Here is a 10,613-nt window from a genome sequence, read left to right as displayed (position 1 = left end):
AGTTTTCTTGTCCTAGTGGCGTAAAGTTTAGAGAAAAAGATAGTATTCCAGGTTGGCTATCCACACTTCTTCTTTCCCAAAACTCAACTTTTAAAATTGGCTTTTGGGCAATTGAGGAAATCGGAGACCAACATCATTTCTCAATTATGCACAATGCTGAGATGAGTTTAATAGATGTTCAATATTTTGGGAGAACTGTTTTGAAATTGATTGATGAGTGTGAAAAACTAGAACAAGCAGTTTCACGTGCATTAAACAATTATTAACTCAGTAATTGGAGTTTAGAGCTAAGGATAACCTCCAACCATAATCTGAATAATAGGAAATTTGGAAACCAAGTTGGTTATTGAAGGATGCGCATCATATTACAGCTAGGAGTCGTATCTTGATTTATCAAATTACAATCCGCCCAGCGATGATAACTCGCAAAGCGTCCCCGAACCCACCAGTGCGATCGCGCTTTTGGTACTGGGGATAGTGGGTCTGACTTCCGTGAGGAAAAACCGTCAGTCAGCCTAGTACTGTGCGGGGTACATTTCGGCGCGGATTCCCCTCATTCCCCGGCTCCCCTTCTCCCAAAACAGGAGAAGGGGAGTTTGATATGAAGCATCGATATCCTGTCCCTTGCCAAGCTCCCTCTAAGATAGCGCGTTGCAGGGTATCTTAGTGTTTTCTCGTAGTTGTTAGAATCAGGCGATCGGTCCACTGCAAGGCTTCCTGAATCTCCATAGCTGTCCAATTAGGTTATAGTTTTGTTGATATTAGCCCCCAGTTTGCCACATTTTCACCTTTTTAGCTACAGGACATTACTTTTTGTCACAATTTTATTTTGGGTATTGGAGTTGAAAGCCCCCCTAAGTCTCACTTTTTTGGTGTTGTCAAATGAAAAATAAGTTGAGAAGATGAGGATACAAGGTCAACAACAAGGAGACATAACTATCTCTACCCCATATTAACCAGTCTATTTTATGTTGAATTGGTTTGATCTGAGTTTAGATTGGTATCCGAAATAAAAGAAAACTGCTTCAATTTCAAGCCAATGATCGGACTGATTTCTGCTTCAGTAACAACTCGGCCGGAATGAGTAATCATTTCCACCTTACCTTGACGGTCTAAACGCAACGAATAGGTCCCTTGACATTCAGATAGCCGAGAGCGAGTTAAGTTTAATGCTTGCTTAAATGGATGGTTTTTGAAACATTGCACAGCATATCGAGAACAGGTTGGCTCGAACAAACAAGTTCGCTTGTAAAAGCGACGGCCTATCCCTTGATAAATAAGGATTCCTAATATTGCCAGTTTATTAAGAATCCAATCAAGTCGAGTAGTTTTAAGCATAGATTAGATTTTGACCGCTGTTCCCCAAGCAAAAATGTCGAGAGATTCCGTAGGGGTACTACATCCAGCTTTAGTCCCTGGACGATTCTGAAAATTAACAAAAATTACTCCATTGGCTCCCTTGGCTTCTGCACTTTCTTGAAGTCGCTGTAAAGCCATCTGATACGCATTAGAGACATCAACTTTACCGCTACAGCCTTCTGCTGTGCTATGGAAGCCGACGACTAAGCCCATCACTTCATAGTCTTGACAAATTCCACCAGAACTCACAATCATTTTAGCTTCCTCTTCATTCTATTTATGTTTTTCTCATAGTATATGATATACCGTAATTTTATTTAAAAGCATTAAATTTAAGATTTGTTTACATAAATCAATGTATCTTGAGTATACTTCTATACAGATAATAGCTCATTTTTAGAAAAGCCACTCGCGTTTACTAGGTCATCAGAAATCACTAAATTCATGGTAAACTCTCCTAAGCTAAATTTCTTGGTTCAATCTTAGCAGATGGGGGAGCCATTTAAAGCCAGTGGTTGCAGATGCCATATCCCCCAGAATTAGAAACCGGGTTTCTGAACACAGTTTTTTGGCTCTTATCCTGGGATAACTTCAAAAGCATCTTTATCATAGAGTCGATAAACATAAAAATCACTATCTAATGTGAAGATTCGCTTAATTTTTTGACGTTCTGCCACAGCAACCAGAGAAGCATCGGCTAAATCCATAGGTATATCTTTATATTTTCCCATCAAAACTTTCATGCGTTGACATTCTGCCTCATTAGCGGTATGAAGATACAAGGCTTTTCTATTGATGAACTCCCATAGAATAGTCTGAGCTGACCAACCTCGTAATTCTGACAAGAAGTACATCGCCTCAGTAAAACAAGGCCATCTTGTTAACATAGAACCTGTTAGCGTTTTATAAGTTTGAACACATTTAACATGGGTGTCTCCCTGGCCTTTATCAATCAGAGCAATGAGCGGCCCAGTGTCCACTAACATCATGGTCGTCGCAGTCCTTGTTTAGATAATTTTCTGGCAATTTGTTCACCAAAATCGGTTGACTGAACTTGATGATGAGGTTCCATTTGACTATCGATCGCCCCAATTAAATCTCCAATTTTTTCAGATAACGGTTCCGATTCAGGTTCCGCTTGTTCAAGTTGAGATAAAATCCAACGTTCGGGAGTTACCCCTTGTTTTTGGGCGACTTCGAGGAGGGCTTGATACGTTTGTTCAGATAGAATTAGGGTATGTTCTGACATGAGTTTACTGAGTGAGCTTGCTCCGATTTTAACTCCAATACCTGTGAATGACAACGATGCCATTGAGCCAAAAAGCAGGGGCGTTACAGGGGAAATACCACGCCACTTTTTGCCAAATACTGCCATTCTCTGAAACGCGCCATTCCTGGGTCTTCAGGATATACGGTGTAATTTGTTGCATTTGATACAAAATTGTAGGGGCGAAAAATCCCCTCCTGGGAGGGGTAGGGGTGGGTTATGCCCCTACAGCAACGGATGTAATCTGCCATAAATTTTCCTTATCACCCTAAACCCAGAAGACCCCTATTCCTTCTCTCTATCTTACCTTAGATATTTGAGTGATTCTCATCATTTTTGGCAGAGGGTGACACAGCCTAAATCTGTTTAAATCTTAGCAGCCGGGGGAGCGGTGGTTTTATAACTTTAATTTTCACTTTAAAATAAGTTTTACTTTTCTTCTTCTCTTGCTAGTGCCGCCGCATAAGCAATTGCCGAGCGTACATTGTCTGAAGTTAACGGTGGATAGTCCTCAACAATTTCTGCTAATGTCAATCCCTAAGCCAGGTTATCCAGGATGACCGAAACCATAATTCTGGTTCCTTTAATACAAGGTTTGCCATGACAAATATTTGGGTTTTTCTCAATTTGTTCTTGCTAATTAATCATGGTTTGCTATTTCCCAATTTTTTAAGCATAACTCATTCTATTTTAGCATCAAACTAACCGGCGACGAGAGTGATATCTGAGCCTGGTCGAAGCGATCGCTTTTCTGACTCCCTGAACTCTGATCCAATAGGACGGCCAACAGGGCAATGACCACGATCCATGATCCATGCTAGACTGGTTTTTGGGTTCATCCCTAGTCTTTCCCTTTTTGTCAAGTACAATTTATACCATTTTTGATGCGTTTACCCTGGCTATTCACCCCATACATTAAGAATAGTTACAGCCAAGAGCGATGTTTTTGTACATGTTAAACTGAATAAAGTGGTATTTTACTTATGGATTTATCATGACAAAAGTTAGCAAGCATAAGTCAGAGCGTTATATTACTGGAAGCTACTCGATCCCCACGTTTGTGGCTAAACCAGAAAAATTTGATCTAACTTACGATGTTGCCATATTACGGAGAGGCAAAGATAAAAAATTACATTACTTCACTATTGACGAAGACACAGAACAAGAAGTTGAAATTACACCCGAGCAAGCCTGGGGAGATTTTAGAGAACGTCTTTTGGCGAATGCTATGAGCCATGATATTATTCCGGCTTGTCTGAGAATTTTAGAAAAAGATGGATGGGACTGTTCATTTGATGACTTGTATACAGATGCACACTTTATAATTGATGAATATGAAGAAGATTTTAGCAATCATAAGGGTACGGCTTTACAAGCAATAAAATTACTGCCCCAACATCATGACGATTGGGCAACTCGTCTTATCCGTAGATGGCAAGATTTTCAGCCATTTGTATGGTATGGTTTACGTCAGTCTAAGTTTACAAGTTTTTATGAGGATCTTGATGAAAGTGATGTCGCAGATCGATTTGTTTGTTTCTACGACCCAGAAGAACCCCTAGGTATAATTGCCTCGTCTTTCACCGATTTAGTGAATCACATCAATTCAGGAAAAGAAGATTGGGACGAAGAACGGAATAGCCTGAAACGTGCTATCTATGACCTAATTACAATTGCACCCTCTCGTAACAACAATCAGCAAGAACTTGATAAACTCAAAGAACTTAAACGCTTAAATGACCAACTCCTCTCAGGTATTTTAGAAGATGTCCTCGATGAAGTTAAAGGTCATCCCGGCTTGCAAGGAAAAACAAGCTACCTATCGGATATTGAAAAATTTGTGAGTCAAATTGAGTAACCTGGCTTATCATTGAAAGTTGGCAAAGCGGACAAATTGAAGTTAGACACATTCTCAACTTTCGTCTCTGATTTATCTTTAAACCTCATCCTAACTAAGGTTGTTTAATCATGAAAGAAATTCATTTTGTTGAGCGAGAGCATGTCCAAAACTTAACCCAAGTTTGCCCTGAACGGGATGAGTGGGAAAGTGGAGACTGGTCAGTTCGACGGGAAAAAGCATTTGAGTTGATTGATCGCGAGTTGTATTTGCACCGAGGTCAGAAACAGCCTGCTTTTTTTGCTGGGATTATTATCGGTTTTTACTGTATTGACACTCAGGGAGCTAGCAGAATGAAAGAGCGGATTGTCTTCCGAGTGAGGCGAGTTCGCGAGTTAGAAGGAAAGGTGACGCCTCAAGAAGGCTGGGGAAATGAGCAGAAAACTGTTTACTAATGATATCTCTGGCCGCCAAAGCGAGAGATTACCTGGGATGACCTGGACCTGTAGCAGACTGGGGGGATGTCAACTTCAGATATCACACGATCGCCCGTTCGCGGATCTCCTTCAGAGACGAAGGGAAGTGGGCTAAATCATAACGCCAGCAGACTGGAAGAATCAAAAGGCGATCGCCTCTCAGCCATCCCAGACTGTCACCTCTAATCCAGCTATACTAAACTGAAGAACGTGATGAGGCTAAATGTATGAAAATTAACGCCATTATTCATCTCCTGTCCACCGTAATCAAGACCTAAAAATCGGCACGTTAAAAGCCTTAATGAAAATAGTTAATCTCACCAAGGATGACTTGTGGAAGAGGTTCCTCGTCACTGGACAGGAGGGTAGCAGAAAATTCAAAAGACAAATACAAATGCTAGGGATTATTTTTATAGAAGAAACACAATAGAAATTTGCCAAAATCTGGGTAAATTTTTGGCTTTTATTCCTTTATATTTTAACTTTAATTAAATAAGAATTCGGTAGATTATCGATTCAAAATTCCGCACAAAACTATAAATCTATCTTTGTCAGTGAAACTTACGAAGAAAGTAAAATGTGGTTGCTAGAGGACGAATACGAGCGACTCGCAGGCCGGTTTTGCCAACCCGACAAGCCAGGAGATCGCGCCAATCCTCCAATGGTTGTAACATCAATATAGAAACCGGGTTTTTCCAAGGGATGCACTCTCTTGAGCGAGATGTCACTAGAAACCTGGTTTCTCGGCATATCGCGATCGCCTTAGAAGCCGTTTTAGACGAAGTGGCACAAGGAGATCCAGCGATCGCCGGCTAACGACTAGAGATTTTAGGTAATTTTCCTTTGCTGGCTTTAAATCAAGCAGTAGAAGGTTTGGCCGCACAATTGTTAACCCGAAGCAATTTGCCCCCTAAAGCCAAGATAGACGCGATCCACATCGCTGCCGCCACTGTTCACGGTATGGGTTATTTGTTAACATGGAACTGCAAGCATATCGCCAATGCCCAAATTCAAGGAAAACTAGCCGAAATTAGTCTGGATTATGGCTATGTTTTGCCTGTTCTCTGTACGCCAAACGAATTGATGGGAGATTAGTCTATGTGGAACGATGAAATTGTCGAAGAAATCCATCAAATTCGTGAACACTATGCCAAGTCTTTCAACTACGATTTGAATGCCATATTTGAAGACCTCCGCAAAAAGGAAGCAGAAAGGGTTGCTAGAGGACGAATACGAACGAGTCACAGGCCAGTTTTGTCAACCCGATTAAAACTTTTTATGACGGTGCTAGACCCCATGTGAGTTGACAAGACGGTATGACAACACAAGACATTCATACCTGGTACACCCATTGCTCCTACCGTACCTCACTAGACCAGGATACGCTATATTCAAGGCAATAACATTAACCCCTGTGTCCTGAAGACCAAATGAGCGTAAACCGATTCCCCCGTGGGAGATACTTGTTCTGGCTCTTACCTCCGACAGTAGCCGCAATTTACGTCCTCAGTGAAACTCCATTATATTGGACTGACTTTGTGGTGTATCAGCACCGAACCACAGAACTCATCTTAGCTTTTCAAACCTCATTTTCAGCGGGCATCGAGCGGATTCTAAACTCCCTCAACGCCGATTATAATCTTCTTTATATCATTCCCCTATTGCCGATTTTGCTAATCTTTGGAACTGGACGGCTGGCCTATATCACCGCCCTAACCGTCGTCTATGGATTACCCTTTATTGGCCTAATTGCACTCATAACTCGCCTCATTTGTCAAGACATCAAGCCCAAAAAATCCGTTCAGAGCGCCCTGGCCCTGGGCGCATTGATGCCTCTGACCTGGATTCCCCTCTGGCGGGGATTTCCCGATAGCGTGGGGATGCTGTGCGTTGTCGCCGCCAGCGGGGTCTATCTCCGTCAACGGCGTTGCTGGAACTTTGCCGCCATTGGGGGGTTGTTGGCCCTGGCGGTGTTGTTTCGCCGTCACTTCGCCTATGGTGGCTTGGCCGTTGGGGGCGCGATCGCCCTAGTGGAATTATGGGATAGACTGAACCCCATAACCTGGAACTCCCCTGGCCAACTCAGCGCCGCCCTGGGACGCTATAGCCGCGATATGGCCGTCATGACCCTGGCCGGCCTCGGTTTGCTCGTTGCCGTTGCGCCAGACTTTACCTATCGCGCTCTCACCGCCAACCATCGCGCCGTTTACGCCTCCTTCAGTTTCCCCATTCCCGAAAGTCTTGACTATTTCGCCTCAGCCTATGGCTATCTCATTTGGGCCTTGGCAATTTGGGGACTTGGGCGCAGTTGGCGACGGCGACTGATACCCCCGAAGGTGGGCGCATTTCTGATGCTTTGGGGCGGGTTGGCGATCGCCTTCCAAGTCTTTCTGCTACGCTATGATTCGGTTCACTATACCCTCCATCTCACGCCCCTCGTCATCCTCAGTTTGACCCTGTTGTGGCTTTCCTTACCTCGCCTTTCCCATCAACTGCTGCTGAGCGTTCTTCTCCTCAATCTCCTGCTTTCCCTAACTCCCCTGGGAACTCAACCCTTTCCAGGGCGCAAACTCTTCGCCAGCGCCCATCCGCCCCTGGTGCGCCATGATTATGATGAGTTGATGGGCCTGGTGGACACCCTACATCAACTCACCCCCAACGATGAGCCACTTCACCTCATCGCCGCCTCGAGTCATCTCAATCGGGGCCTCCTTCGTAATGCGCATTGGCGGCGTTATCCCCCAGACTCCATTCCCCTCGACTGTCATATTCCTTGCGGAATTGAGATTATCGGACTTCCCACCGCCGACTCCAATAGTATCTATCCCCTCGAACCCCTCTTGGCCGCCGAGTATATTGTCTTAGCAGACCCCTTGCAATATCATCTCCCTCTCACTCAGCAACAGGTGATTGCAGTTCCCTATCAGGTCTTTACAGAATCCTGGGCGATCGCCGATGATTTTGAGAGACTGCCCCAAACCTTCGCCCTCGATGGGAATGTCCGCGTCTCCCTCTACCAGCGACGACGGCCAACCACTTGGCCAACCGCTGTCAAAACCCTAATTGAGATGCAATCCCGATTCCGCGATCGCCCCGGTTTACAATCAGACTGGGTCAATCTCACCCCAAACACCCCCCTCAGCGGCCAATATCAAGGCAGCAATCCCGCGAACTTGAGCCTAGAGACGCTCTCCCAACCGGTCCATCTCCTCTATATCGGCAACTTTGCCAATCCCCGGCGCGTCACCGTCGAGATGACACCCACCCCCGAGGCCGTTCCCATCTCGGTGCAACTCCTGAACGCCAACGGTGACCCCATCACGTCTCCCCAGCCATTCCGGGAATCCCCATTCCGGGAATCCCTCAGTCTCACCCCCACCGACGACGCGGCCTATCTGCGGCTAACGCTCACCCCAACCCATCCCACCCCCGTTACGTTAGAGAATCTCAAAGTTCGTTGATGACCCAACTCCGCGCCAGCGATGGCCTCGCCGCTCTCCTCCTGCTGCTGACCGTTGTCAGCCTCGTTATCCGCTACATCACTCCCGAAACGGGATTTTACTGGTGGGATTACGCCGACTATCATAACTACGCCATTCTCGTCGCCGAAGCCTTCAACCAGTCCCCCAGTGACGGCTGGGAGTTCCTGGGCCAAAGCCTGAGCCAACAGAAAAATGGCCTGCATATCTTGCCACTCCTACCCATTATCCAGTTAGGAGACCATCGTCGCCTGGCCTATATTCTCAGTCTGGCCCTTGTCTACCTCATCCCGTTTTCTCTGGGAATGGGGGCCATTGCCACAGAACTCCCCTTGCGCCATTTAGGCCAGTGGGGAAAACGACCTGTCTTTTGGTTCACCACCGTTTTAACCCTACTCTTGCCCATGACCTGGATTCCCATGTTGCGCGGCTATCCCGACATTGGCGGCGCGATGGTCTTGGTTTGGGCAACTTGGCTCTATCTGCGCTATCCCCGCCTCCGGCAACCTTGGCAAATTCTGGTCCTGGGGGCGATGATTGCCCTCAGTATTCTCCTACGTCGTCATTTTGCCTATGCTGCCTTAACGGTATTGCTGGCGGCGGCCCTATCGCAACGTTTCGGCTCTCGGAAAGATTGGCAAAAATCCCTAATTCTGTGGTTACGATTGGCGATGGTGGGCATCGTCAGTCTAATTGTGATGGCTATCGTTGCCCCGGAGTTCACTCAGAAGGCGATGACAACAGATTTTAGCAGTCGCTATCAGCTTTGGAGTCTGCCGCTGGGGGTGATGCTCTCGCGCACGGGAGCCGCTTACGGTTGGGGACTTTGGGCCATGGCCATCGTGGGATGGCTCGTCAGTCAGCGTTGGGGCCAGCTCGGTTGGCGGGTTGTGGGGATGGCGGCCGGGTTATCGTTAGCCGTTGTCTTGCTGAAGTTGCGGTATGGCAATCTTCACTACACGCTACATCTAACGCCTTGGTTGGTGTTGGGCCTGTTGGCGTTTACTGAGGTGTTACTCGATAGGGTGCAACGGCGTTGGGGATTGGTGCTGTTGGGGGCCTATGTGCTGGTGAATTTCTCGTCGGGGTTGGGGATGCTGTCAACTGGGATGTCGCCGTTGGTTTCGGATTCTCCCTCGGAATCGGTTTTGGCCCGAGTTTCCCTCAAGCCTCTGTTGGCCAAGGCTCACCCCCCTTTGGTACGACAGGATACGGCGGAATTGGAGCGTCTGTTGCTACGGTTACAGGCGTTGAGCCAGCAGCAGCAAACTATTGCTCTGTTAGCGGCCTCGAATCAGGTGAATGCGTCGATGTTTCAGTCGGAGGCGTTTCAACGATTTGACAGTTCGTTGACGTTACTCCCCGTTGCCATTTTTGATGGCCCCGTCTCTCCCTTGGAAACGGTGTCAGAGGCGGACGTGGTGATTGTGGCGACGCCGCCGCAACTGATTGAGTTGCAGGATGAACAGGTGGTGCGATCGCAATCTCAGACTATGATACGCCTAATATCGGAGGCGTTTATTCAAAATCAAACCATTGCTGAGGAGTTCCGCCGCCTCCCAGACTCGTTTGAGTTGCAAGGAGGGGTTCAACTCTGGCTCTATGAGCGGCGTCAGCCGAGAGCGGCTCAATGAGAGGCTAGACTGGAAGCCCAAAGCCAATCGGAGAGTTAAGCGCCAGAAAACTCCTTCATCGGGATGTTCTCAGGATTTAGCTATTGTTAACCTGTTAATTCTTGCTCATGAGACTTTTTGCCTGGTTCCTGCTGGGGCTAGTATTACGATGTATCGGTTTAGGAACGTTACCCCCTTGGACCGATGAATGTGCCACCCTCGTCTTTAGTTTGGGGAATAGCTTTCTTGAGGTTCCGCTGAATGAGTTTATCTCCCCGGACCAGTTACTCGAACCGTTGCAACGCTCCCCGACGGCGGGCCTTGGCGATGTTTGGCAGCATCTGATGAGCGAAAGCACCCATCCACCGCTCTATTTTTTGTTAAACCATCTCTGGCTGCAAGGGTTTCCCCAAGAGCAGCCAGAGATGGTTTAACAAAAAATAGAGCGGTGGATGGGTGCTTTCGCTCATCAGATGCTGCCAGACATCCCCCAAACCCGCCGTTGATGAGCGTTGTAACGGTTCGAGTAACTGCTGTGGGGAGATAAACTCATTCAGCGGAACCTCAAGAAAGCTATTCCCC

The 10,613-nt window shown here is 46.6% G+C and carries 11 protein-coding genes and 5 pseudogenes; 9 read left to right on the top strand and 7 right to left on the bottom strand.

Going from position 1 to position 10,613, the window contains the following annotated elements; translation table 11 throughout:
- Positions 1-266 (top strand): annotated as a pseudogene (locus tag R6U67_RS17000) (hypothetical protein); the annotation flags it as partial.
- 172 nt (positions 267-438) lie between these two features.
- A pseudogene (locus R6U67_RS16995) lies at positions 439-519 on the top strand (PEP-CTERM sorting domain-containing protein); the annotation flags it as partial.
- A gap of 447 nt (positions 520-966) precedes the next feature.
- Here R6U67_RS16995 and yidD read toward each other — a convergent pair.
- From yidD to R6U67_RS16970, 5 genes and pseudogenes are all read right to left on the bottom strand, one after another.
- Positions 967-1,338, bottom strand: a complete 372-nt coding sequence (gene yidD, locus R6U67_RS16990; protein WP_410253650.1) for a membrane protein insertion efficiency factor YidD — start codon at positions 1,336-1,338, stop codon at positions 967-969.
- 3 nt (positions 1,339-1,341) lie between these two features.
- Positions 1,342-1,614 (bottom strand): heavy metal-binding domain-containing protein, encoded by a 273-nt coding sequence (locus R6U67_RS16985; protein WP_410253649.1) that lies wholly within the window; start codon positions 1,612-1,614, stop codon positions 1,342-1,344.
- 320 nt (positions 1,615-1,934) lie between these two features.
- Positions 1,935-2,348: a type II toxin-antitoxin system VapC family toxin gene (locus R6U67_RS16980; protein ID WP_410253648.1), complete on the bottom strand. Its 414-nt coding sequence runs from the start codon at positions 2,346-2,348 to the stop codon at positions 1,935-1,937.
- Positions 2,345-2,734: a hypothetical protein gene (locus R6U67_RS16975; RefSeq protein WP_410253647.1), complete on the bottom strand. Its 390-nt coding sequence runs from the start codon at positions 2,732-2,734 to the stop codon at positions 2,345-2,347. Before R6U67_RS16975 ends, R6U67_RS16980 begins: the two co-directional genes overlap by 4 nt.
- A 321-nt stretch (positions 2,735-3,055) precedes the next feature.
- Positions 3,056-3,253, bottom strand: a pseudogene (locus R6U67_RS16970) (DUF433 domain-containing protein).
- Between the two features lie 367 nt (positions 3,254-3,620).
- Here R6U67_RS16970 and R6U67_RS16965 point away from each other — a divergent pair.
- Together R6U67_RS16965 and R6U67_RS16960 are read left to right on the top strand one after the other, a co-directional pair.
- Positions 3,621-4,484 carry a hypothetical protein gene (locus R6U67_RS16965; protein WP_410253646.1) on the top strand — a complete coding sequence of 288 codons (864 nt, stop codon included), beginning with the start codon at positions 3,621-3,623 and terminating at the stop codon, positions 4,482-4,484.
- 110 nt (positions 4,485-4,594) lie between these two features.
- The gene (locus R6U67_RS16960) at positions 4,595-4,918 is read left to right on the top strand and encodes a hypothetical protein (RefSeq protein WP_410253645.1); all 324 of its coding nucleotides are present in this window, start codon (positions 4,595-4,597) and stop codon (positions 4,916-4,918) included.
- 572 nt (positions 4,919-5,490) lie between these two features.
- On the opposite strand, the gene R6U67_RS16955 is transcribed toward R6U67_RS16960, so the two are convergent.
- Complete coding sequence (locus R6U67_RS16955) at positions 5,491-5,613, bottom strand: hypothetical protein (RefSeq protein ID WP_410253644.1); 123 nt, start codon at positions 5,611-5,613, stop codon at positions 5,491-5,493.
- 61 nt (positions 5,614-5,674) lie between these two features.
- On the opposite strand from R6U67_RS16955, the pseudogene R6U67_RS16950 reads away from it, so the two are divergent.
- The 5 genes and pseudogenes from R6U67_RS16950 (at position 5,675) to R6U67_RS16930 (ending at position 10,465) form a co-directional block, all read left to right on the top strand.
- Positions 5,675-6,034, top strand: a pseudogene (locus R6U67_RS16950) (type II toxin-antitoxin system VapC family toxin).
- Between the two features lie 3 nt (positions 6,035-6,037).
- A complete protein-coding gene (locus R6U67_RS16945) occupies positions 6,038-6,241 on the top strand; it encodes a hypothetical protein (RefSeq protein ID WP_410253643.1) in 204 nt (67 codons plus the stop codon).
- Between the two features lie 161 nt (positions 6,242-6,402).
- On the top strand, positions 6,403-8,400 hold the full coding sequence (locus tag R6U67_RS16940) for a hypothetical protein (protein WP_410253642.1): 1,998 nt from the start codon (positions 6,403-6,405) through the stop codon (positions 8,398-8,400).
- Positions 8,397-10,052, top strand: coding sequence for a hypothetical protein (locus R6U67_RS16935; RefSeq protein WP_410253641.1), 1,656 nt, complete (start codon positions 8,397-8,399; stop codon positions 10,050-10,052). The genes R6U67_RS16940 and R6U67_RS16935 overlap by 4 nt, the downstream gene beginning before the upstream one ends.
- A 107-nt stretch (positions 10,053-10,159) precedes the next feature.
- Positions 10,160-10,465 (top strand): hypothetical protein, encoded by a 306-nt coding sequence (locus tag R6U67_RS16930; RefSeq protein ID WP_410253639.1) that lies wholly within the window; start codon positions 10,160-10,162, stop codon positions 10,463-10,465.
- Here R6U67_RS16930 and R6U67_RS16925 read toward each other — a convergent pair.
- Positions 10,412-10,613, bottom strand: a pseudogene (locus tag R6U67_RS16925) (glycosyltransferase); the annotation flags it as partial. The gene R6U67_RS16930 and the pseudogene R6U67_RS16925 overlap by 54 nt on opposite strands.

It is taken from the genome of Sodalinema sp. (assembly GCF_046483825.1).
Taxonomy (GTDB): Bacteria; Cyanobacteriota; Cyanobacteriia; order Cyanobacteriales; family Geitlerinemataceae; genus Sodalinema.
This window is presented reverse-complemented; position numbering and strand designations above follow the sequence as displayed.